Annotated in this window: 22 protein-coding genes and 1 tRNA gene; 9 read left to right on the forward strand and 14 right to left on the reverse strand. The window is 51.8% G+C overall.

Translation table 11 applies throughout. The features are described from left to right. The first annotated feature begins 76 nt into the window (after positions 1 to 76). The 4 genes from JNE38_RS27845 (at position 77) to JNE38_RS27860 (ending at position 3,744) form a co-directional block, all read left to right on the forward strand. Positions 77 to 1,087: a FecCD family ABC transporter permease gene (locus JNE38_RS27845; RefSeq protein WP_203354279.1), complete on the forward strand. Its 1,011-nt coding sequence runs from the start codon at positions 77 to 79 to the stop codon at positions 1,085 to 1,087. Further along, a complete protein-coding gene (locus JNE38_RS27850) occupies positions 1,084 to 2,121 on the forward strand; it encodes a FecCD family ABC transporter permease (RefSeq protein ID WP_203354280.1) in 1,038 nt (345 codons plus the stop codon). Before JNE38_RS27845 ends, JNE38_RS27850 begins: the two co-directional genes overlap by 4 nt. 20 nt (positions 2,122 to 2,141) lie before the next feature. Continuing rightward, positions 2,142 to 2,972, forward strand: a complete 831-nt coding sequence (locus JNE38_RS27855) for an ABC transporter ATP-binding protein (protein ID WP_203354281.1) — start codon at positions 2,142 to 2,144, stop codon at positions 2,970 to 2,972. 145 nt (positions 2,973 to 3,117) lie between these two features. After that, entirely contained in the window at positions 3,118 to 3,744 is a 627-nt protein-coding gene (locus JNE38_RS27860; RefSeq protein ID WP_203354282.1) for a hypothetical protein, read from the forward strand. A 64-nt stretch (positions 3,745 to 3,808) separates the two neighbouring features. Here the strand turns inward: JNE38_RS27860 and eno are convergent, their stop codons facing one another. The 10 genes from eno to JNE38_RS27910 form a co-directional block, all read right to left on the reverse strand. After that, positions 3,809 to 5,095, reverse strand: a complete 1,287-nt coding sequence (eno, locus tag JNE38_RS27865) for a phosphopyruvate hydratase (RefSeq protein ID WP_203354283.1) — start codon at positions 5,093 to 5,095, stop codon at positions 3,809 to 3,811. A gap of 89 nt (positions 5,096 to 5,184) precedes the next feature. After that, the gene (gene gpmI / locus JNE38_RS27870; protein WP_203354284.1) at positions 5,185 to 6,726 is read right to left on the reverse strand and encodes a 2,3-bisphosphoglycerate-independent phosphoglycerate mutase; all 1,542 of its coding nucleotides are present in this window, start codon (positions 6,724 to 6,726) and stop codon (positions 5,185 to 5,187) included. Positions 6,727 to 6,738: 12 nt separating this feature from the next. Beyond that, the gene (tpiA, locus tag JNE38_RS27875; protein ID WP_203354285.1) at positions 6,739 to 7,497 is read right to left on the reverse strand and encodes a triose-phosphate isomerase; all 759 of its coding nucleotides are present in this window, start codon (positions 7,495 to 7,497) and stop codon (positions 6,739 to 6,741) included. Positions 7,498 to 7,508: 11 nt separating this feature from the next. Then, on the reverse strand, positions 7,509 to 8,693 hold the full coding sequence (locus tag JNE38_RS27880; RefSeq protein WP_203354286.1) for a phosphoglycerate kinase: 1,185 nt from the start codon (positions 8,691 to 8,693) through the stop codon (positions 7,509 to 7,511). Positions 8,694 to 8,792: 99 nt separating this feature from the next. Continuing rightward, positions 8,793 to 9,797 (reverse strand): type I glyceraldehyde-3-phosphate dehydrogenase, encoded by a 1,005-nt coding sequence (gap, locus tag JNE38_RS27885; protein WP_203354287.1) that lies wholly within the window; start codon positions 9,795 to 9,797, stop codon positions 8,793 to 8,795. A 15-nt stretch (positions 9,798 to 9,812) separates the two neighbouring features. Beyond that, complete coding sequence (locus tag JNE38_RS27890; protein WP_203354288.1) at positions 9,813 to 11,174, reverse strand: Na+/H+ antiporter NhaC family protein; 1,362 nt, start codon at positions 11,172 to 11,174, stop codon at positions 9,813 to 9,815. A gap of 27 nt (positions 11,175 to 11,201) precedes the next feature. Then, positions 11,202 to 12,221 (reverse strand): sugar-binding transcriptional regulator, encoded by a 1,020-nt coding sequence (locus JNE38_RS27895; protein ID WP_203354289.1) that lies wholly within the window; start codon positions 12,219 to 12,221, stop codon positions 11,202 to 11,204. 189 nt (positions 12,222 to 12,410) lie between these two features. After that, positions 12,411 to 12,683, reverse strand: coding sequence for a glutaredoxin family protein (locus tag JNE38_RS27900; RefSeq protein WP_203354290.1), 273 nt, complete (start codon positions 12,681 to 12,683; stop codon positions 12,411 to 12,413). Between the two features lie 3 nt (positions 12,684 to 12,686). Next, entirely contained in the window at positions 12,687 to 14,060 is a 1,374-nt protein-coding gene (rpoN, locus tag JNE38_RS27905) for an RNA polymerase factor sigma-54 (protein WP_203354291.1), read from the reverse strand. Between the two features lie 46 nt (positions 14,061 to 14,106). Further along, entirely contained in the window at positions 14,107 to 14,253 is a 147-nt protein-coding gene (locus tag JNE38_RS27910) for a hypothetical protein (protein WP_203354292.1), read from the reverse strand. A 112-nt stretch (positions 14,254 to 14,365) separates the two neighbouring features. Here JNE38_RS27910 and JNE38_RS27915 point away from each other — a divergent pair. Continuing rightward, a tRNA-Arg gene (locus tag JNE38_RS27915) sits at positions 14,366 to 14,440 on the forward strand. A 162-nt stretch (positions 14,441 to 14,602) separates the two neighbouring features. On the opposite strand, the gene JNE38_RS27920 is transcribed toward JNE38_RS27915, so the two are convergent. Continuing rightward, on the reverse strand, positions 14,603 to 14,755 hold the full coding sequence (locus JNE38_RS27920; protein ID WP_203354293.1) for a hypothetical protein: 153 nt from the start codon (positions 14,753 to 14,755) through the stop codon (positions 14,603 to 14,605). Positions 14,756 to 14,946: 191 nt separating this feature from the next. On the opposite strand from JNE38_RS27920, the gene JNE38_RS27925 reads away from it, so the two are divergent. Further along, positions 14,947 to 16,818, forward strand: coding sequence for a PAS domain-containing sensor histidine kinase (locus JNE38_RS27925; RefSeq protein ID WP_203354294.1), 1,872 nt, complete (start codon positions 14,947 to 14,949; stop codon positions 16,816 to 16,818). A gap of 36 nt (positions 16,819 to 16,854) precedes the next feature. Continuing rightward, a complete protein-coding gene (locus JNE38_RS27930) occupies positions 16,855 to 16,992 on the forward strand; it encodes a DUF4023 domain-containing protein (protein ID WP_203354295.1) in 138 nt (45 codons plus the stop codon). Positions 16,993 to 17,241: 249 nt separating this feature from the next. Here JNE38_RS27930 and JNE38_RS27935 read toward each other — a convergent pair whose 3' ends face one another. Further along, positions 17,242 to 18,471, reverse strand: a complete 1,230-nt coding sequence (locus JNE38_RS27935; RefSeq protein ID WP_203354296.1) for a branched-chain amino acid ABC transporter substrate-binding protein — start codon at positions 18,469 to 18,471, stop codon at positions 17,242 to 17,244. Between the two features lie 359 nt (positions 18,472 to 18,830). Beyond that, positions 18,831 to 19,295: a copper amine oxidase N-terminal domain-containing protein gene (locus JNE38_RS27940; protein ID WP_238933488.1), complete on the reverse strand. Its 465-nt coding sequence runs from the start codon at positions 19,293 to 19,295 to the stop codon at positions 18,831 to 18,833. Between the two features lie 249 nt (positions 19,296 to 19,544). Between JNE38_RS27940 and JNE38_RS27945 the strand changes: the two genes are divergently transcribed. Together JNE38_RS27945 and clpP are read left to right on the forward strand one after the other, a co-directional pair. Continuing rightward, a complete protein-coding gene (locus JNE38_RS27945) occupies positions 19,545 to 19,760 on the forward strand; it encodes a hypothetical protein (RefSeq protein ID WP_203354298.1) in 216 nt (71 codons plus the stop codon). A gap of 138 nt (positions 19,761 to 19,898) precedes the next feature. After that, positions 19,899 to 20,495 carry an ATP-dependent Clp endopeptidase proteolytic subunit ClpP gene (gene clpP, locus JNE38_RS27950; RefSeq protein WP_203357779.1) on the forward strand — a complete coding sequence of 199 codons (597 nt, stop codon included), beginning with the start codon at positions 19,899 to 19,901 and terminating at the stop codon, positions 20,493 to 20,495. Between the two features lie 86 nt (positions 20,496 to 20,581). Here the strand turns inward: clpP and JNE38_RS27955 are convergent, their stop codons facing one another. After that, on the reverse strand, positions 20,582 to 21,340 hold the full coding sequence (locus JNE38_RS27955) for a metallophosphoesterase family protein (protein WP_203354299.1): 759 nt from the start codon (positions 21,338 to 21,340) through the stop codon (positions 20,582 to 20,584). Positions 21,341 to 21,402: the final 62 nt, after the last annotated feature.

The raw sequence follows: 21,402 nt of genomic DNA on the forward strand, positions 1-21,402 counted from the left end.
CCCTCCTCCATCTAAACTTAACTGTGTAGCAATCATTACTCTAATGAAAACACAGAAAAATAAGGATGTAGGCCAAATGAATTCATTATTGTCTAGCAACTTCCTTAGGGTTATCGGGGTAGTTGCAGCTTTTGCGCTTCTCGTTTACCTCAGCTATGCGAGTTTGATCTTTGGCGTTATTGATACGAGCTGGCAAACAGCTATTGACGCTTATACCCATTTCAATGGGACCAACGAGCACATCGTTATCAAGGAAGTCCGCGTGCCTCGTGTGCTCAACGCCCTCTCGGTGGGCTTTTGTCTAGGCATGGCAGGTACACTGCTGCAGTCCTTGACGAGAAACCCCGTTGCCGACGTAGAGCTGTTTGGTCTAAACGCTGGTGCTTCCCTCTTTGTCGTGTTTGCAGTCACCTTCATTGGGATCAGTTCGCTGACTGAGTTTACGTGGATTTCATTTCTCGGTGCTGCCGTAGCGGGATGCATCGTCTACATGCTAGGCTCATTGGGCAGAGATGGACTGACGCCCGTCAAGCTCGTTCTCGCAGGTGCAGCTATCACCGCTCTGGCTTCGTCCATCCGACACGGCATGATGGTATTGAATGAAAAAGCAACGGACGAAGTTCTTTTCTGGCTCTCCGGCTCAGTCGGTGGAAGAAAGCTGGAGTATCTGGACACGGTCTTTCCATACATGGTCATCGCCTGGATCGCAGCCTTTGCTTTGGCACGCCCGATCCAAACGCTCCTCATGGGAGATGATGTCGCCAAGGGATTAGGCCAGCGAACCCTTTTGGTGAAAATCGCTACAGGAGCTGTCATCGTCTTACTCTCCGGATGCTCCGTTGCTGTTGCCGGCCCCATTGGCTTCGTTGGACTGGTGACCCCTCATCTGGCTCGTTATCTCGTCGGGATCGACACGCGTTGGATTTTGCTATACAGCGGTCTGCTCGGTTCCATATTACTTCTGATGGCAGACATCGCCGCTCGCTTTATCGCCATGCCTGCTGAAGTACCTATTGGTGTCATGACCGCCCTGATCGGCATCCCGTTCTTCATCTATGTCGCGCGAAAGGGGCTGGATAAAGGATGAAAGAGTATCTTTCTCTGCGAATTGGCAAACGACTTACTTCGTACCAGCTACATAAGAAAACCCTGGTCTTTAGTCTGGTCGCGTTTCTTTTGACCATCGTCGTGGCCATTGTCAGTTTGGGCATGGGCGAAATGAAGATTGCGCCTTGGGACGTTCTCAAAGCTCTTCTGGGCATTGGCTCCGAGCAAGATGCCCTGATCGTTCAGCAATTCCGTCTACCTCGCATTCTCGTCGCGATCTTGGTAGGAGCCGCTCTTGCCGCTGCAGGCGCCATCATGCAAGGGATTGTCCGCAATCCACTAGCTGCTCCCGACATTCTCGGCGTATCTGGCGGAGCCTCGATTGCGGCTGTCGGCTTCTTGCTTTTATTTGAAACGGCGAGCATTAAATGGCTGCCTCCCATCGCTTTTCTGGGCGCGATGCTGACTACGCTGCTCTTGTACGCTTTGGCTTGGAAGCAGGGCGTAACACCGCTTCGACTCGTGATGATCGGGGTCGGGATCAAGATTGCCGCGGGAGCGATCGTTACCATCCTCATCATGTTCAGCCCGTTCCTCTTGCAAAACAAGGCGTTGCTCTGGCTCACGGGCAGTATTTATGGAGTCGACTGGAACGATGTAACCATGATTCTCCCTTGGGTAATCATTCTGATTCTGGTTGCCGCTGTACTCGCTCGGCGCGTGAACATCCAGCAGCTGGGGGATGATATCGCTACCAGTCTCGGAAGCTTCCTTCAGTGGGACCGCTTTGCTCTACTGATGATCTGCGCCGCGTTGACAGGAACAGCCGTTTCGGTCGGTGGCGACATCAGTTTCGTAGCCTTACTGGCGCCACACATCGCCAAACAGTTGATCGGACCGTCCTTTGGAGGAGCTTTGCCCCTCTCGGCCTTTGTCGGAGCATTGATCGTATTGAGCGCAGATTTAGTTGCCCGAATCGCTTTTACACCCATTGAAGTACCGGTCGGAGTCTTCACCTCAGCAATCGGCGCACCGTTCTTCATTTATCTTCTTTACAAAAATCGAAATCGTTAACGGAAGGAGACGTACGAACCATGCAAGCTCTGGAAACCCGCCAGCTCACGTTGTCCTATGGAGATCGCAATATCATCGAGGCACTGGACCTGAATATCCCGCGCGGAAAAATTACCGTCTTTATCGGAAGCAATGGATGCGGTAAATCGACGCTGCTTCGTTCTTTGGCCCGCCTGCTCAAACCGAAAGAAGGCGCGATCCTGCTAGAGGGAGAGTCGATCGCCAAGCGTTCGACCAAAGAAGTGGCAAAACGACTCGCCATCCTGCCGCAAGGGCCGACAGCTCCAGAGGGCTTGACCGTTCTGCAGCTCGTCAAACAAGGTCGTTATCCGTATCAGAACTGGCTCCAGCAATGGTCGGAGGAAGATGAGAAAATGGTGAGCAGAGCGCTCGAAGCCACTCAGCTCACCTCCCTCTCCAATCGTCCGGTCGACTCTCTCTCGGGTGGTCAGCGGCAACGGGCTTGGATCGCCATGACACTGGCACAGGGGACAGAGACCATCTTGCTGGACGAACCGACTACCTATCTCGACATGTCGCATCAGATTGAAATTCTGGATTTGCTCTTTGAATTGAATGAAACCGAGCAACGAACGATCGTCATGGTGCTGCATGATCTCAATCTGGCTTGCCGCTATGCGCACCATATTGTCGCAGTCCACAATCAGACCGTCGTGGCTGAGGGTGCACCTGATGACGTGTTGACGACAGATCTCGTGCGCACGGTGTTCGATATGGATTGCCAGATCACGCTGGACCCGCTGTACGGCACACCGATGTGCATCCCTTACAGCAAGAGCCGCTTGGCTGCCGCTGTTCTGGAACGCAAGCCAGCCGCATTACTCTCTTGATCGCAAAAACTGCCCCTCGCATGGGAGCAGTTTTTTTGTTTGCATCAACCGTCACATCGGTGGAGTTGATAGGCACTTTCCGGCATTCCCCCATACACTGTACTATCTGTTGGATCACCCTCGGAAAGGGAAAGGAGAGCTCGTGATGCAGCCAGAAACAACATCCATCAAAGAAAACCAGCACTCGCTGATGCCGAACGTTCCTCCCTTGTTAGACAATCTCCTGCGCGAGGTGGGCATCTGTGTCCCAAAGGTGTATGATTGGCTGCTTGCGACCAGCTGGGAGCGTTTTAAGCTATCCCTGCCCGTTCATTTCCGCCCGCTGATACAGGCCGAAGAGATCAGCGTACATTGCCTGGATCCCTTTTCCCCTATGCGTTCCACCGACCGCTCCTGCTGTGTTCTTGCCGAGCCTCGCAAACTCAACCTCCTGGTAAAAGGCAATGTCGTTCCGTCTGCCATCATCCGAACACTATTCCAGACCAGCGTAGCCCTTTATTTCTTTGCGGGTCATCGGCTTCTGTTCGACTATTATGCGCCCATACATATGGTAACGGAAAGTGTCGTTTGCCTGCCGGAGCCACTGAACGAGAAAAACGTTCGGTGCCGTATCGCTGCTGGAGAGTGTACCCCCTTTACCGGATTTTTGCGGAGCGGCATGATCGAGCTGGAGCTGTTTTTGATTCAAGAAATCAGCGTGGAGACACAGGCGATCCTGGAGGTCACTGCCAAAGCCTGTACCCCTCGCATCGACCGCATTCCATCCCTGTAAATAAAAGGGCTGTATCCACGCTCGAAAGCTTCGTGGATACAGCCCTTGTCTTATGTCAGCATTCTTATTTTTTCAGGTTGTAGAAAGCTGCACGGCCGCCAAAACGGGAAGTGTCGCCCAGCTCGTCCTCGATGCGGAGCAATTGGTTGTACTTCGCTACGCGGTCGGTACGGGAAGGGGCACCTGTCTTGATTTGGCCAGCGTTTGTCGCTACCGCAATATCAGAGATGGTGGAGTCTTCGGTTTCACCGGAACGGTGGGAGATGACCGCTGTGTAGCCTGCGCGCTTCGCCATTTCGATTGCTTCGAAGGTCTCTGTGAGCGTACCGATTTGGTTTACTTTCACCAGGATGGAGTTTCCTGTTGCAGTCTCAATACCACGTGCCAGGCGCTCTGTGTTGGTTACGAACAGGTCGTCCCCTACGAGCTGCACTTTGCTGCCCAGTTTGTCAGTCAGCGCTTTCCAGCCATCCCAGTCATCTTCGGACAGACCGTCTTCGATGGAGATGATTGGGTATTTGCTTACCAGATCTTCGTAGAACGCGATCATTTCTTCGGTTGTTTTCACAACGCCTTCGCCTTCGAAGTGGTATTTGCCGTCTTTGTACATCTCAGTAGCCGCTACGTCGAGCGCGAGGAATACGTCTTTGCCCGGCTCGTAGCCAGCTGCTTGGATCGCAGCCAGAATTGTAGTGATCGCTTCTTCGTTGGATTTCAGGTTTGGTGCAAAACCGCCCTCATCCCCTACTGCCGTGCTCAGTCCTTTTTCGGACAGCACTTTTTTCAGGGAGTGGAAGATTTCCGCGCCTGTGCGCAGAGCTTCTTTAAAGGATTCTGCCCCTACCGGCATCACCATGAATTCTTGAATGTCGACAGTGTTGTCCGCATGCTTACCACCGTTGAGGATGTTCATCATCGGTACTGGCAGTGTTCTTGCGTTGAATCCGCCCAGGTAGTTGTACAGTGGCAGACCCAGAGAATCCGCTGCGGCACGAGCTACAGCCATGGATACGCCCAGGATTGCATTTGCACCCAGCTTGCCTTTGTTATCGGTACCATCGAGTTGGAGCATCGCCATATCTACGCCGACTTGATCCAGCGCATCCATGCCGATCAGCTCAGGAGCGATGATTTCGTTTACGTTTTCGACTGCTTTCAGTACACCTTTGCCCAGATAGCGGGATTTGTCGCCATCGCGCAGCTCAACGGCTTCATAAGCGCCAGTGGAAGCGCCCGATGGAACAGCGGCGCGGCCCATAGAACCGTCTTCCAAATATACTTCCACTTCCACGGTCGGGTTACCGCGGGAATCCATAATTTCGCGTGCATAGATGTCAGTAATCATCGCCATTTCTCATCCATCTCCTTTGTTTTCGAGCGGTCCCCCGCATTTATTTACAGCTTACACTCATACACCATTTCAGTTTGTGCCAGAGCGAGCTATTTTGCAAGTAACGATTTGCCTGACATTTCCGTAGGTTGCGGGACACCCAAGAGGGCCAGCAGCGTAGGTGAGAGATCAGCCAAAATGCCGTCTTCCCGGAGCGCTACACCTTCTTTGGTCACGATGACAGGCACAGGATACGTACTGTGCGACGTGATCGGACGACCGGCCGGATCCAGCATCAGATCAGCGTTGCCGTGGTCGGCAGTGATGACCGCAACTCCACCTTTAGCCGTGATTGCCTCTACCACACGTCCCAGGCATGCATCCACGGTTTCCACCGCCTTGATGGTCGGCTCCATGAGTCCGGAGTGCCCCACCATGTCGCAGTTGGCGAAGTTGAGAATGATTGCGTCAAAGTTCTCCGCTTCGATTTCCGCTACGACCGCATCCGTCAGCTCGTTCGCGCTCATCTCCGGCTGCAGATCGTAGGTTGCTACTTTTGGCGATGGGATCAAAATGCGAGTCTCACCTGGATACTCCTGTTCACGTCCGCCGCTAAAGAAGAACGTCACGTGCGGGTATTTTTCCGTTTCCGCGATTCGCAGCTGTTTGAGACCTTGCTGGGACAGAACTTCCCCGAGCGTATTGTCCAGGTTGGAAGGCTTGTAAGCCACATATCCGTCTACGGACTCGGAGAAATGCGTCAGGCAGACGAAGTGCAGATGGCGAGGATGATTTTCTCCCCGATCGAATCCGCGGAAGTCCTCGTTGGTAAACGCCTGTGAGATCTGGATCGCACGGTCTGGACGGAAATTGTAAAAGATGATGGCATCTTCGTCTTGAATGGTCGAAACAGGGGCACCCTGCTCATCCACAATGACGGTTGGCATGACGAATTCGTCCATGATCGACCTCTCATAGGATTCCTTCACAGCCTCGATCGGATCCTGGTATTGCGGCGCATCCGCGTACACCATGGCGCGGTACGCTTTCTCGATCCGCTCCCAGCGCTTGTCACGGTCCATCGCGTAGTAACGGCCTTGCACCGTGGCGATTTGTCCAACCCCGATTTCCTCAATCTTGGCTTGAAGCTGCTCGATATACCCCACAGCACTGTCCGGCGATACATCTCGTCCGTCCAGAAAGCCGTGAATGAATACCCGATCAAAGTTTTGCTTCTTCGCCATTTCGAGAATCGCAAACAAATGCGCAATATGGCTGTGCACGCCACCGTCTGACAGAAGTCCGAACAGGTGCATCTGCTTGTTCTTTTCCTTTACGTGACGGAACGCATCCAGCAGCGTCTCGTTTTCAAAGAACTCGCCTTCCCGAATCGATTTGGTGATGCGCGTGAGATCCTGATACACCACGCGTCCTGCTCCGATGTTCAGATGACCCACTTCAGAGTTGCCCATCTGCCCCTCTGGCAATCCGACAGCGAGCCCGCTCGCTTCCAGAGTGGCATGGGGATATTGATTCCAGTAACGGTCAAAATTCGGTTTTTTCGCTTGCGCTACCGCATTGCCATACGTCTCGTCCCGCAGGGCAAAGCCATCCAAGATCAGCAGCGCAACCGGTTTCGGCCGGTTTGCCATCTGTTTCTCCTCCTATTCTTGCGATGCTCCGTTTACGAGCTGCAAGTAACTTTCAGGGGCCAAGCTAGCTCCTCCTACCAACGCTCCGTCGATATCCGGCTGAGCCATGTAGCTGGCGATGTTCTCCGGCTTGACACTTCCGCCGTATTGAATCCGTACTTTCTCAGCCGTCTCTTGGCCGAAGAGCTCCGCGATTGCCTGGCGAATGATCGCAATCGTCTCATTGGCATCCTCCGCCGTGGAAGACTTGCCGGTGCCAATCGCCCAGATCGGTTCGTAGGCGATGACAACATTCGCGAGCTGTGCTGCTGTAAGGCCTGCCAAAGCGCCCCCGGTCTGCGTACGGACGACACTTGCCGTCTCGCCTGCTTCGCGCTGCTCCAGACTCTCCCCTACACATACGATCGGAATCAGCTCATGCTTCAGGGCAGCATGCACTTTTTTATTCACGGTCTCATCCGTCTCATTGAAGTATTGACGGCGCTCGGAATGGCCGAGAATGACATACTTCACGCCGATTTCCTTCAGCATGCTCGCGCTGATCTCACCGGTGAATGCCCCTTGCTCTTCAAAATGCATGTTTTGTGCGCCGAGCGCGATGTCCGTGCCGTCAAAGATTTGACCCAGTGCAGGCAGAGCGGTGAAAGGAGCGCAAACGACTTTCTCCACTCCGGCCTTTGTGCTGCCAGCCTTGGCTTCCTGCGCAAACGCCGTCGCCTCGGCAATCGTCTTGAACATCTTCCAGTTTCCCGCGATAATTGGTGTTCTCAAGAGATCTCCCCCTATTCGTGATCCGCAAGCACCGCTACGCCCGGCAATTCTTTTCCTTCCATGAATTCCAGGGAAGCACCGCCGCCTGTGGAAATGTGCGTCATTTGTTCCGCGACGCCTGCTTTTTCTACCGCTGCCACGGAGTCACCGCCACCGATGATGGTCGTACCGGAGCATTCGGCCATCGCCTTTGCTACACCGATCGTTCCCTGTGCAAAGGAATCCATTTCAAACACTCCCATCGGTCCGTTCCACACAACGGTTTTGGAATCAACAATCACCCGATGGTATTCTTCCACGGTTTTCGGTCCAATATCGAGTGCCATCCACCCTTCCGGAATCTCATCGATGGACACGGTCTTTTTGTCAGCATCCGCTGCAAAACGGTCTGCCACGACTACGTCGACTGGCATGAGCAGCTGCACACCGCGTTCCTTTGCCTGTGCCATCAGCGTGCGTGCCAGATCCAGCTTGTCTTCCTCACACAAAGAAGCACCGATGCCAAAGCCCTGTGCTTTGAGGAACGTATTTGCCATCCCGCCGCCGATGATCAGATGATCGACTTTGGTCAGCAAGTTTTCGATGACGGCAATTTTATCTTTAACCTTCGCACCGCCGACAATCGCCGTAAACGGACGGTCTGGATGGGAAAGTGCGCCGCCCATGAAGCGGATTTCCTTCTCCATCAAGAGTCCTGCCACAGCTGGTATGTACTGAGCGATTCCCGCTGTAGAGGCATGCGCGCGATGGGCTGCCCCGAATGCATCGTTTACGAACAAATCAGCAAGTGCTGCAAAGCTTTTCGCTAGTTCCGGATCGTTCTTTTCTTCTCCCGCATGGAAGCGCACGTTTTCAAGCAGGATGACGTCCCCTGCTTCCATGTTTTTCACTGCCTCTTCCACTTCTGCTCCGATGGAATCATCCAGTTTTTTCACGTCTTTCCCCAGAAGGGAAGACAAATGAGCAGCGACCGGGGTCAGACGCATCTCTTCCACTACTTGCCCTTTAGGACGGCCAAAATGGCTTGCCAGGATTACTTTTGCCCCTGCTTCCACCAGGAATCGAATGGTCGGCACGGCAGCACGGATGCGCGTATCATCGGTGATAATCCCGTCCTGCATTGGCACGTTGAAGTCGACTCGGCAGAAAACACGCTTGCCTGCCAGCTCAACATCGCGGATAGATTTCTTGTTCATGAACGATCCTCCCAAATCATTGGCATTTTATTCGGAAAAAAGATATGGGAAAAGGGAGATTGCTCTCCCTTTTTTTCCACAACAGTTCTATTTTACGTGTTACATGCCGCGCTGCGCAACATAATGGCACAAGTCTACGACACGATTTGAGTAACCCCACTCATTATCGTACCAAGATACTACTTTCACCATGTTTCCTTCTAGGACCATGGTCGACAGTGCATCGATCGTAGAGGAAGCTGGGTTGCCATTATAGTCGGAGGATACCAGCGGAGCTTCGGAATATCCCAGGATGCCTTTCAGTGGTCCCTCAGCCGCTTCCTTCAGCGCTTGGTTCAGATCTTCAACGGTGACGTCGGCTTTCAGCTCAGCAACCAGGTCGACTACCGATACGTTTGGCGTTGGCACGCGCATCGCAAAACCGTTCAGTTTGCCTTTCAGCTCAGGCAGTACGAGTGCCACTGCTTTTGCCGCACCAGTGGAAGTAGGAATGATGTTCTCTGCTGCTGCACGAGCACGACGCAGGTCTTTGTGCGGCAGGTCGAGAATTTGCTGGTCGTTGGTGTAGGAGTGAACCGTGGTCATCAAGCCGCGCACGATACCGAATTTATCGTTCAACACTTTTGCAAATGGCGCCAGACAGTTGGTCGTGCAGGAAGCGTTGGAGATAACGGTGTGTGCCGCAGGATCGTATTTGTCTTCGTTTACGCCCATGACGACTGTGATGTCTTCGTTTGTAGCCGGCGCAGAGATGATCACTTTCTTCGCTCCGCCTTCGAGGTGCTTCGCTGCGTCTTCGCGTTTGGTGAAACGGCCAGTCGATTCTACGACGATCTCCACGCCGTATTCCGCCCATTTCAAAGCCGCTGGATCGCGCTCCGCGAGTACCTTGATTTCTTTTCCGCCTACGATCAGCGTATTGTCGCCAGCTGTAACTTCCAGATCAAGAACGCCATGCACGGTATCGTATTTCAGCAGATGCGCCAGAGTTTGCGCGTCTGTCAGGTCGTTCACTGCGACGATTTCTACATTCGGATTGCCCAGCGCTGCACGGAAAACGTTGCGACCAATGCGACCAAAACCGTTAATACCAACCTTTACCATAGTAATACCTCCTGCTTATATCGCTTTTTTATTGGGGAGCAAACCTCCTTCCGTCGAAAAAGTACGGGAGGAGAGGATCGTGACAATCGGGAGCAACAAGGAAAAGAACAAAAATGGCAACGTCTCTGGAGTAGATACCCCTAATGTGATCGCCATCACCATCGCCAGCCCATTCCAGGGTACCAGGACGGGCATGACCAGTGTGGTATCCATCATCGTTCTCCCTAACAGCTCGCGACCGCTTTCCAGCTTCGAAAAACGTCCGAGCAGCGTAGAGCCGAGCACGAGGATCGGGATGGTCTGGTTACAGCTGATGATCACGACCAGCAGAGACAAGACAGCAGCCTTGGCTACCAGCACGGTTTTGTTGTTCGTGCGGCCCATCATTTTTTCAACAATGGGGGTCAAGAGATTTGCTTTATTTAAAATTCCGTTCAGGAAGCCAGCCAGAATGATCAGCAAGAGCACACTGAGGATCGAGAGCATTCCGCCACCGTGCACCAACTCATCCAGCGATGTGCCGGAATTCAGCTCGTAACCGGTGAGCATGGAGGTGACAAACGTACTCATATCGAGAGACGTCGTCAGCAAGACCAGAATGGCACTGGCAACTATCCCATAGAGCAAAGCGGTTACTGCCTTTACGCGGAAGGAAAAGGAAGCAACCAATACCACCAGAGGAAGCATAGGCAGCCAGCTAATGGTATAGTGGCTCGAAAGAAGCTCCTGATACATGCCAATGGTGTCACCGGAGCCCGACTGTGCGCGAAACAGGTCAAAGACCAGAAACAGCACCGCGCAAATTCCGGCGGTCAACAACGCGGGACGGCGAGTCTGCCTGTCCTGCGCCTCTGTCATTCCGACGTTCGATAAAACGAGCAGCCGACTGCTGGAAATGGGCGAGAAACGCTCCCCCACCATCGCGCCGGATATCAATGCTCCCGCTACCATTCCAGCCGAAATGTCTGCGGCGTGGGCAATCCCCATCAAGGATAATCCGATGGTGCTCAAAGTCCCGACCGAAGTCCCTAGCAGATAGCTGACACCCGAGGTCATGAGAAAGGCGAGAACCAAGAGATAGCTGACATTGACGATGGAAAGCCCGTAATAAATGATGGCGGGAATCGTACCTCCCATCATCAGCAGCGGGATCAAAAGGCCCACGAGGAACAAAATCATCAGCACAGGCTTGGTCTGCTTGACGCCTTCCCAGCCGAATGCGAATTGCTGCTTCCAAGAAAACCCGAGCCTTTTTACACTTACCAGTGTGACCAAGATCGCGAAAACAATCCCCAGCGCGAGCGGAAAACCGATCATCAAGCTGAGTACGATACCTGCGATCAGCGAGAGAATCGGGAGCATCGCTGCCATAGGCATTCCAATCAACTTCCTTCCTGCGTGCCGTCATGTGGACAAGAGAGACCTCGCAGCCCCTTCATCCGTAATAAGTACATTCTGACACGACTGCTTGGCAAAGGAAAGAATGGCTTTTGCTTTGCTCTCGCCCCCCGCGATGGAGAGAACGGTTTCCGCCTTATGCACTTCTTCCAGCTGCAGTCCGATCGTCGGCATGCGATGGACCGTTTCCCCAGCTTCATTAAAGTAGTAGCCAAATGCCTCGGATACCGCCCCCGTTGTTTCAAGCTCCTGAAGCTCTTCTTCGGAGTAATTTCGTCTTCTCGCCATCGTGAGCGCATCACCGATCCCGTGCAAGACGATCCGAGTATCGCGCAAGAGTGTGAGGACATCCTGCACCTGCGGCTCCTTGACCAACGTCTGCAAAGCTTCGGGGTGGAGACGATCCGGTACGTGCAGCAAACGGTAGGAAGCACCCGTCTTGGCCGCCATCGCGGAGGCAAGCGTATTGGCCTGCAGCTCCACTCGCTCTCCCAAGCCGCCTCTCGCAGGTACAAATTGAACAGTGCGGAATGCTGCAGATGGCGAGAGATGTTTGGCTACACTAGCAATAGAAGATCCACCGGTCACAGCGACGATATCGCCTTCTCGGACGACTTGCCTCAGGACACGCGCTCCTACGCGTCCCAGCTCTTCCTTGACCCACGGCGATTGGTCCGCATCACCCTGAACGACAATCACCTCAGGGATGCCGAGCTTCTGCTGCAGGCGTTCGGCCAGATCGGTCAGCCCAAACAGCTCGCCTACCAACGGCTCCATATCGTCCAGCACGTGGACTCCTTCATCACTGAGACTCATTCCGGCTGCGGTCACATGCAACAGACCCGTTTCCTTCAGCAGGTCTACCTCCGCTCGCAAGATCCGCTCAGTCGTATTCATCGCCTGAGCCAACCCTCTGCGTCCAATCGGCTGCAGATGGTAAATCGAGCGCAATAGCATGTAACGCTCACGCAGCACCTGAATCAAGTCGGGTACCAGCTTTTGTTGCAACTCCAGTAATCGGCGCATGGACCTTCTTCCTTGTCAAAGTGTGTAGGTGGAACGTTTTACCTTTGAAATCGGGACTTTTTTTGTCCCTCTATATACATTTTTTGTCCCACTCAGTGCAAAAAAAAGGAACTTCACTTACAACACGAATGTATCATAACTGACAGAAACTTGCAAGACCTCCCCCTGCCCATTGGCGAGGGAGAGTGCTTACCTGTTTGTCCTGCCGAGCAGCTCAGATCTGAGCTCTTGGAACGTCACGACGTGTGTAATGGAACGAAAGACCACTTCTCCGTCGATCGCTACCACGGGAATCACCAGCATCATTTCTTCGTGCAGCGCTGGATCACTTTCAATATCAACCAGCTGCAGACGTAGGGGGAACTCCTTCTCCAATGCTTGGATCGCGAGCTCCACCTCGTCGCACAGGTGGCATTTTTTTCTTCCATAAAGGACTATATCAAACGCCCTGTCATTTCCCAATCGTTAAAACCTCTTTCGTTTTGCTGAGGATGGAATCAGCATTTCTTCCCGATATTTTGCCACTGTTCGGCGGGAAATTTCAATTCCCTCGGTCTGCAGCATTTCTCCGAGCTTTTGATCGGACAGCGGTGATTTCCGGTCTTCCTGTTCGATCAGAGATTTGATTCTGCGCTTCACGCTCTCCGAGGAAGTGGCCGATCCGCTTGAAGTGGACAGCGCGGAGGTAAAAAAGTACTTCAGCTCAAAAATTCCCCTCGGGGTCTGCACGTATTTATTGCTCGTCGCCCGGCTGATCGTGGACTCATGCAGATTCACGCGTTCCGCGATTTCCTTTTGGGTCATCGGCTTCAGGTAATGGATCCCCTTGTCAAAAAAGTCTTGCTGCATTTCTACGATGGCCTGCGTCACCCGCATCAGGGTCAACCGACGCTGCTCCAGACTTTTCGCCAGCCACATCGCCGCATTGAGCTTTTCATGGATGAATTGCTTGGCTTCCTCCTGGCTCTTTTGCTGGTTCAGCATTTTTTCGTAGAAGCTGTTGATTTTAAGTCGCGGTGTGGCAATGTCATTGACCAGAACGACATACTCGTTCCCTACTTTTTCGACTGCGACATCCGGAATCACATACCGTGTCTCTGATCGGGAATACGCAGCTCCCGGACGTGGATTCAGCGTACGGACCAAATCCGCCATCGCCTGAACATCCTGAGGCGTACATCCTACCTTATCCGCAATTCGCTGGTAGCGGTTGTCCGCCAGGTCCTGCAGATGAAAACGCACCACTTGCACGATCTTTTCATCATCGAGCGCGAGATGCTCCAGCTGGAGAAGCAAACATTCTTCCAGACTGCGGGCGGCCACCCCGACCGGGTCAAAATGCTGCAGGACAGACAGGACGTCCTCGATCTCCAACAGATCTGCCTCCAGCTTTTCGCTCGCTTCTTCCAAAGTCACTTCCAGATAGCCTTTTTCGTCCAGGTTCCCGATCAAATACAGGGCGATTTTTCGTTGCAGCGGTGTGAATCCCTTTACATACCCGAGCTGGCGCTCCAAATGTTCGTACAGGGTATCCGCTCCCTGCTGGACGTGGTCCAACGGATTGTAAGTGCTTTCATTTTTGGATGCAGTGTACTCTCCGGTTGCCCGATTCCCTACAATTTCCTTCCAGTCGATTTCAGGCGCTGGCTTTTCCGCTTTGGCAGAGGCAACTTCCCTAGGTGCTTCCAGGTCGATGACAGGGTTCTCAGTGGCCTGCTCCTGCAAGTAGGAAATCAGATCGACGGCGGAATACTGCAATATGGTAATTGCCTGACGCAGCTCTGGCGTCATCACTAACTTCAACGTCTGTTCCTGAAACAAACCCAATCCCATGTTCATGAAGCTCGCCCCTTTCCTCTCCCGCACTTCCTCTTTTCTCTCTCGTCTATATAGCCATTATATTCGTTCTCTCTTGCAATTTTCCTGCCAATAATTGATTATCGAGCGGAAAAATGTGTTTGGGGGCCATCAGCCCGCCAAAGCCGGTCCCGCCGGCGATCCCGACCGCCGCAACTGCCCCCTTTTGCCCCATCCTCCCCTTCAGAGTTCAACCTCACGAAAAAATCGAACCAAAAACACGTTTTTTGTTTGCATTTATCAAGTGAAATGTCTTATAATGGAGAAGTATCACTTTTCCATATTGCACGCCTGTAGCTCAGTGGATAGAGCAATGGTCTCCGGAACCATGTGCGGGGGTTCGATTCCCTTCAGGCGTACCATCGAATGAGAGAGAAGACTGGATTGATTCCAGTCTTCTTTTGTTTTTCTCCCCTGCTTCTCGGCCGTTATGGCTGAAAAGCTGTTGTCCAAGACGCCCGCCCGCTCTCCCATCAAAAAAAGCCTGCAGCTTCCAAACGGCTGCAGGCTTCTATTGTCTTTGTCTATTGTTCTAGCTTCTTTTGAGCCATTTCATTCCCCGGCAGCGGGTCGATTGGGTCAGGTTTACGGGAGTATGCCTTATTCGTAACCCAGATTGTACTCCCGATAATCAGAACGAATGTAATGACCAAAGCGATCATAAAGCCCGTTGACATCCATTTTCCCCCCGTCTCTTTCTCTTCTCCTTCTCATTATACCTGATTTCGCCTATTCAGAAAGTCGATCCTTCTGCCAATCTCATGAATTTCGACACGATCCCGTAAATTCCATAGGTCTCGATAGGAGAATCTTCTGTAAGGCGCGAATAGTACGACTACTAACTCCAATGGCAAGGCAGGGAATAACAATGGCCAAGCTCACATCCACATTCACGTGGAAAAAGAAGCCGAGCATAAAGGTAGCAGCCTCACCGTTGCTATCCGATCAGCTGCTGAACGCGTTTTTCCACCATACCACGGATGCGATTTCTTTCAGCGATATGGACAACAACCTCATTCTCGTCAACCAAGCCTTTGAACATTACTATGGATGGACGATCGAAGAATTGAAAGAAACGCCCTATTGCTTCATCCCACCCGAATTGATCCAGGAATCTCAGCAATTGTTCGAAGCTGTTCGGACAATGGGCGTTCATCTCACCAATTATGAAACCATTCGGCAGCGCAAGGACGGCAGCTTTGTCGACATCAATTTGACCAGTGCACCTGTCTTTGACGAGCATGGTACGATCATTGGCATTTCTTGCACAGCTAGAGATATTTCTGAACGCAAAAAAGCTGAGGAAGCCCTGAGGGAAACGGAAGCCAAATACCGCCTGCTCATAGATCACACCCAGGATATCGTCACGATCTACACCCCAACCATGGAGCGCATTTATATTTCGCCTTCTGTCGAAGAGCATCTCGGATACTCGGCGGCAGAATTTCATCCCCCCAACCGATTGCAGCTCATCCATCCAGACGACGAAGCCCTTTTGCGCGAATACCACCAGCTCATTTTGACGACCAAGCAGCATGTCCAATTCGAAACGCGTTCACTAAATAAAGATGGATTTCCCGTGGCCTTTGAGACCAGAGGCGTTCCCATATTGAATAAACAAGGACATGTAGAAAACATCATGTTTGTCTCGCGCAATGTGATGGAACGAAAATCCTCGGAAGCCGCCTTGCTCAAAAGCGAAGAAATCAACCGCATCATCGCCGAGCATACGGATGACCTCATCATGATCACGGACAAGATGGGAGGCATCATTTATTTATCCCCCTCTCATGAACGAGTCATCGGACGTGGCAAACCGTTGTCGCTAGTTACCCTAGACGACGTTCATCCTGAGGATCGCCATCTCATCATCAAGCATTTTCAGCATTTGATCCTGTCGCAAAAACCGGGCATCTGCGAATTCCGCTTCCAGTGCGCCAGCGGCAAGTGGATCGTCCTGGAGTCGAAAGGCGTTCCCATCATGACCGGCCAAGGGGAATGCGACGGCTTCATCGTGGTATCTCGCGACATCACGGAACGTAAGCATAACGAGGATCTGCTGCGCAAGGCAGAAAAGCTCTCGATGATCGGTGAGCTGGCAGCTGGCATCGCCCACGAGATCCGCAATCCCCTGACTTCCCTAAAGGGCTTTATCCAGCTTCTCTATCCCAGCCTGCAAGAAAACAAGCTGTATGCCGACATCATGCTTTCGGAGCTCGAGAGGATCAATTTCATCGTCAGTGAGCTGCTCGTTCTGGCCAAGCCGCAAAATGTGCAAATCAAGCCGCTATCTTTGGTCGGGCTCTTGCAAAACGTCCTGGCCCTGCTTTCCTCCGAGGCAAACCTGAAAAACATCCGCTTTCAGACCTCATTTGGGAAATGCCCTCTCATCGCCGGTGAAGAGAATCAGCTCAAGCAGGTTTTCATCAATATCATTAAAAATTCCATCGAGGCCATTTCCGGGCACGGTGAAATACGCGTTTCCACCCGCTTGCTGCCCAACCGCCATATACTCGTCCGATTGGCGGACAACGGCTGCGGCGTATCTGAAGAGCTCATCGCCAAATTGGGCGAGCCGTTTTTCACGACCAAGGAAAAGGGAACAGGACTCGGGCTGATGATCAGCAGCAAAATCATCAAGGATCACAACGGCAGCTTTGAAATCACCAGCAAGAAAAACAGGGGAACCGTCGTCAAAATCACCCTCCCGATTGCCGAGGATCAAATTGGGCCATCCTAAAAGGGGCACGATGCCACAGATTATGGGAGGTGTCACATGGATTTTACCAGAATGAGTACCAGTGAATTTGTCGCCAAGATCCACGAAGCCCAGGCAAACGACCGCAAGAACAAACAGCATCAGGGATTCAATCACCCTGAAAAGCGCCTGCCCAGCAAACAGGGAATCTCATGACAAAAGCCCACCCGGGAGCATGCTCCGAGGGGTGGGCTTTTCCATTTACGGCGTTACTGCGGATCTTGCTTGTTCAGGTTGCGGTCGCGCTCAGACTTTTGATTCTGGCTCTTTTGCGTCTTGCCGCTGTGACCTTGGTTGCCGCCATTTTGGGTATTGCGATTGTTTGACATGCAGATCCCCTTCCTTCTTGCTAAAGGTAGTGATGCCAAACGTAGTATGTCCGAAATGGCCTAACCTAACTGATCCTTACTTCGCTTCGCCGATGAATACTTTTTGTCCGTTTTCGTACTTGTACACGTAGACGGAAGCAAATGTGTTATCGCCTTTGTCATCAAACGTCACGTTTACGAATTTGCCTTTGAAATCTTTTGTTTTATGAACAGCATCGAGTACTTGCTCACGGGTCGGCTTTTTGCCGCCGTTTGCCTTGATCGCTTCTTCCAGACCGTTCAGCATTACGCCCATGGAATCATAACCGAAGGACGTGAAGATACCTACTTTGTTGCCAGTCGATTGCTCGAAATCAGCGATCCACTTCTTGCCGTCTTCAGTCGCGCCTACGTCACCTACAGTAGATGTGAATACGACGTTGTTTGCATTTTCAGCCCCAGCGATTTTCACCAGGTCAGCAGAGTCGTAGCCGTCTCCACCCATGAAGACACCTTTGTAGCCTTTTTCACGAGCTTGCTTCACGATGATGCCCGCGTCGGAATAGTATCCGCCGAAGTATACCATTTCAGGATTTGCAGCCACGATTTGGTTGATAACAGCACTGTAGTCTTTCTCACCTGCTGTTACACCTTCGAAGCCAAGAATTTGCACGCCGTCTTTTTCAAATTGCTTTTTCACTTCTTCAGCCAGACCTTGGCCATACGCTTGCTTGTCGTGCATCAGGTATGCTGTTTTGATGTTCAGCTGATTTTTCGCGTAAACAGCCGCTTTGGAGCCTTGTTGGTCGTCACGCGCACAAATGCGGTGTACGATCTTTTTGCCTTGCTCGGTCAGGTCGGAGCCTGTCGCGGATGGAGATACCATGACAAGCTTCTCTTGATCGTATTGAGCAGCTGCCGTGATGGAAGCACCTGTCGTTGCATGGCCCACAACCCCTACGACGTCTGGGTTGGAAATGAGCATTTGCGCTACGGCTACCCCTTGTTTCGGGTCAGCTTGGTCATCCTGTGCGGAGAGCTGCACATCAAAGCCCAGCTTTTTGAAGGCTTCCTGTTTTTCTTTCAGAGCGTATTCGGCACCGGCTTTAGCCGTGCTTCCGTAGTCGGAGTATTGACCGGACATCGGGCCTACCACGCCGATCACGAGCTTTTCCAGAGAGCCGCTCGCAGCGCCTCCGCTGCCACCGCTTTGCTCAGTCGTGCCGTTTTGCTGTGGAGCGGCACCTTGCCCTCCTCCACAACCTGCGAGAAGTGAACCCAACGCAAAAGTAGCTGCGATAATTGACAGTGTCTTCTGTTTTTTCATAGCAAACATCCCCCTCTTTATTTACGAACAAACTATGAACCACTACTACATTGTAAAATAAATTAGAAAATTTGCAACAGAAATAAGAATATTTCTATTCCCATATAAACACTCTTCATATTGACAAATAAAAAATAGCCACACCTCGTCAGGCTGTGGCTATTTTTGGAAAATATTATCTACTCTTTGTATTTTTGGGAATACGCTTTGCACATAACGTAAATGGCCACAGCCACAAAGCCGATGATCAAGGCCAACGTGGTACCTGGCATAGGATGTTTCTCCTCTCCGTTGCGCGAGCTTTGCCTCTATTATACGAGAAGCCATCAGGAATCGACAACGGATGAATCATCCAGAGCCTAGGATTTCACTTCAATGGACAGGTTGTAGGTCAGATTTTTGGCATCATAGCTTACCGCTGCTCCCAGCTCTTGTGCGATAAACACGAGTGGAACCAAAACGGCGCCTGTCGTTACCCGCGGAGCGTTTGGCACTCTGGTTTCCTTTCCGTTTTTGTAAGCGAACGTGCTGTTTTGATACATGCGGAGAGCATACTTGTTATCTTTAGCCACGAGGAGAGACTTGCTCATCGTATCCCATGCGGCTGAGCCTCCAAGCGCAATCGCCAGTGTGCTGGCATTCACATACGCTACGCCATTTTCCGTGACGATGTCTTGAGGAAAAGGCAGCTCCTTGCCATTCAGATTCACTTTGATCTTTTGCTGCTGCACAGGAGCGGATTGAGCAAATGCGGCTGTCGCCGATACGCCCCCAGTCAGTAGAGCTGCCGTCAGCAGCATAGCGGAAAACTTACGAAGAGACATTCTAAACACTCCTTATAGGATAAGAAATTACTTCCAATTTTGTAACTTTCGACATGGATTTCCATATTCCTTTTTTGTGGCTCCATACTTTTCCTATGTAGAAGAAGTGCCATTCATGCCCAAACTAACTGTAAGAATCGCCGTTTCGGAAGAATTTTTTTCTCAGACAAAAATAATATCCCGCGAACAAATGTTTTTGTGCACAAGCTGTGGATAATACTGTGGATAACTATAATAAGTGAGGTAACTATGGCAGATGAACGTTTTTTCCTGATTTATCAGGAAGCGAGCGATGAAGAATGCCTCCTGACCATTCAGCCGTACAAGGATGAGCAGTCGCTTGCAGAAGCCATCAATTCGCTTCAGGCCAAGCAGATCGACGAGTACACCATCATTCAGGGGAAAAAGATGACGGCGACGCTACGTCTCGCGGTCGAGCTGACTGAGGCAGAAGAACAAGAATAAATGTTTTCTTTGATCAATAGGTTTAAGGGTAGGCAAGATGGCAAACATGGTTAGGGAGGGCATGCAGTTAAGTGTTTGACCTTCATTGACCTTTTGTGTATGATATTCTTACAAAGAGAGGAGGAAGACTAGATGCACATGAATTTGATCCCTACTGTCATTGAACAGACCAACCGCGGTGAACGTGCTTATGATATTTATTCGCGCCTGCTCAAGGACCGCATCATCTTTCTGGGAACCCCCATTAACGATACGGTAGCGAACATTGTGGTGGCCCAGTTGTTGTTCCTTCAGGCGGAAGATCCGGACAAAGATATTTCTCTGTACATCAATAGCCCTGGCGGTTCCATTACAGCCGGTATGGCCATTTACGATACGATGAATTTCATCAAGCCTGCTGTCTCCACGATTTGTATCGGTATGGCAGCTTCGATGGGTGCCTTCTTGCTGGCGGCGGGAGAGAAAGGCAAGCGTTTTGCCCTTCCGAACAGCGAAGTGATGATCCACCAACCATTGGGTGGTGCCCAAGGTCAAGCGAGCGACATCGAGATCGCCGCAAAACGCATCCTGAAAATGCGCGACCACTTGAACCGAATCCTGGCCGAGCGTACCGGACAGCCTCTGGAGCGCATCCAGAAGGACACGGATCGCGACAACTTCCTCAGTGCTGCTGAAGCTGTGGAATACGGACTGATCGATAAAGTGATCACTGCCGAGCCTACATCGAAAAAGTAAGACTCCTTCAAATGAAAAACCACCCGTCCAATCGTGGCCGGGTGGTTTTTTGCATGAGTGAAGCATAGCGAGTCTTCCGTTATCCACTATTCGTCCACAGGCATGTAGGCAAATCCTGTACGAATCGCATAACCGTAATCGGGTCTGCCCTTGTCTTCCGCGACTCGGCTCGCCTGCTCCCAATCGTATGGCAGCATGATCTGCTCTATCGTCCAGCCAAGCTCCGAGGGCCACAGGATCGCATATTTGGCATGCGGCGACATGGATTCCATGACGTGTGGATGAGGCGACTCCTCGTAATAAGCAGGAAATCCCACGCTGCCAGGATTGAGGACGAGCTTGCCATCTGGCAGCTGTACACTCTTTGGCAGGTGCGTATGCCCACAGACGATGATTCGTTGCTCTATGGACTGCAGCTGCTCCGCTACGATAGCCAGAGCCTTATTCCCTGCTCCTCTCTCTGTGACCTCCTCCAGCAAATACGTTTCGTCAGAAAATGGCGTTCCGTGGCAAAAGAGGATATCCTCAAACACCCAGGTTTTGCGAAATGTCCGGATCCATTCCAGATGTGCTTGGGAAAGCAATGGCTTTACCTGCTGAAACGTCAAAGATTCGCTTTCCTCCTCCAGCAGGATCCGATCGCAATTTCCCATGATCGAAATGACATTCTTTTCTGCCATGAGCCTCTGCGCTGTCTCCAGTGGGGCAATGGGGCCGAACAAAACATCCCCCAGGTTCACGATCCGCTCAATGCCTCTGCCGGCTATATCGGCCAATACAGCATCGAGGGCATACACATTGCTATGGACGTCTGATAGGACTGCAATCGCTCCTTTTGCCGTCATTGGGCGGCTGCCTCTATCGAAAATTTTCCTTCTGCCATGACCGTTTGGCAAAGCTGGTCTAA

The organism is Brevibacillus choshinensis, from assembly GCF_016811915.1.
GTDB lineage: Bacteria > Bacillota > Bacilli > Brevibacillales > Brevibacillaceae > Brevibacillus > Brevibacillus choshinensis_A.

Bases quoted from the DNA above. Each gene is read 5' to 3' on its own strand.
- gap (WP_203354287.1), bottom strand. From the start codon at position 9,797: ATGGTAAAGGTTGGTATTAACGGTTTTGGTCGCATTGGTCGCAACGTT.
- JNE38_RS27935 (WP_203354296.1), bottom strand. From the start codon at position 18,471: ATGAAAAAACAGAAGACACTGTCAATTATCGCAGCTACTTTTGCGTTG.
- JNE38_RS27855 (WP_203354281.1), top strand. From the start codon at position 2,142: ATGCAAGCTCTGGAAACCCGCCAGCTCACGTTGTCCTATGGAGATCGC.
- rpoN (WP_203354291.1), bottom strand. From the start codon at position 14,060: ATGAACATGGGATTGGGTTTGTTTCAGGAACAGACGTTGAAGTTAGTG.
- JNE38_RS27860 (WP_203354282.1), top strand. From the start codon at position 3,118: ATGCAGCCAGAAACAACATCCATCAAAGAAAACCAGCACTCGCTGATG.
- gpmI (WP_203354284.1), bottom strand. From the start codon at position 6,726: ATGGCAAACCGGCCGAAACCGGTTGCGCTGCTGATCTTGGATGGCTTT.
- JNE38_RS27910 (WP_203354292.1), bottom strand. From the start codon at position 14,253: ATGGGGCAAAAGGGGGCAGTTGCGGCGGTCGGGATCGCCGGCGGGACC.
- JNE38_RS27925 (WP_203354294.1), top strand. From the start codon at position 14,947: ATGGCCAAGCTCACATCCACATTCACGTGGAAAAAGAAGCCGAGCATA.
- JNE38_RS27850 (WP_203354280.1), top strand. From the start codon at position 1,084: ATGAAAGAGTATCTTTCTCTGCGAATTGGCAAACGACTTACTTCGTAC.
- JNE38_RS27880 (WP_203354286.1), bottom strand. From the start codon at position 8,693: ATGAACAAGAAATCTATCCGCGATGTTGAGCTGGCAGGCAAGCGTGTT.
- eno (WP_203354283.1), bottom strand. From the start codon at position 5,095: ATGGCGATGATTACTGACATCTATGCACGCGAAATTATGGATTCCCGC.
- JNE38_RS27845 (WP_203354279.1), top strand. From the start codon at position 77: ATGAATTCATTATTGTCTAGCAACTTCCTTAGGGTTATCGGGGTAGTT.
- clpP (WP_203357779.1), top strand. From the start codon at position 19,899: ATGAATTTGATCCCTACTGTCATTGAACAGACCAACCGCGGTGAACGT.
- JNE38_RS27955 (WP_203354299.1), bottom strand. From the start codon at position 21,340: ATGACGGCAAAAGGAGCGATTGCAGTCCTATCAGACGTCCATAGCAAT.
- JNE38_RS27945 (WP_203354298.1), top strand. From the start codon at position 19,545: ATGGCAGATGAACGTTTTTTCCTGATTTATCAGGAAGCGAGCGATGAA.
- JNE38_RS27920 (WP_203354293.1), bottom strand. From the start codon at position 14,755: ATGTCAACGGGCTTTATGATCGCTTTGGTCATTACATTCGTTCTGATT.
- JNE38_RS27890 (WP_203354288.1), bottom strand. From the start codon at position 11,174: ATGCCTATGGCAGCGATGCTCCCGATTCTCTCGCTGATCGCAGGTATC.
- JNE38_RS27895 (WP_203354289.1), bottom strand. From the start codon at position 12,221: ATGCGCCGATTACTGGAGTTGCAACAAAAGCTGGTACCCGACTTGATT.
- JNE38_RS27930 (WP_203354295.1), top strand. From the start codon at position 16,855: ATGGATTTTACCAGAATGAGTACCAGTGAATTTGTCGCCAAGATCCAC.
- JNE38_RS27940 (WP_238933488.1), bottom strand. From the start codon at position 19,295: ATGTCTCTTCGTAAGTTTTCCGCTATGCTGCTGACGGCAGCTCTACTG.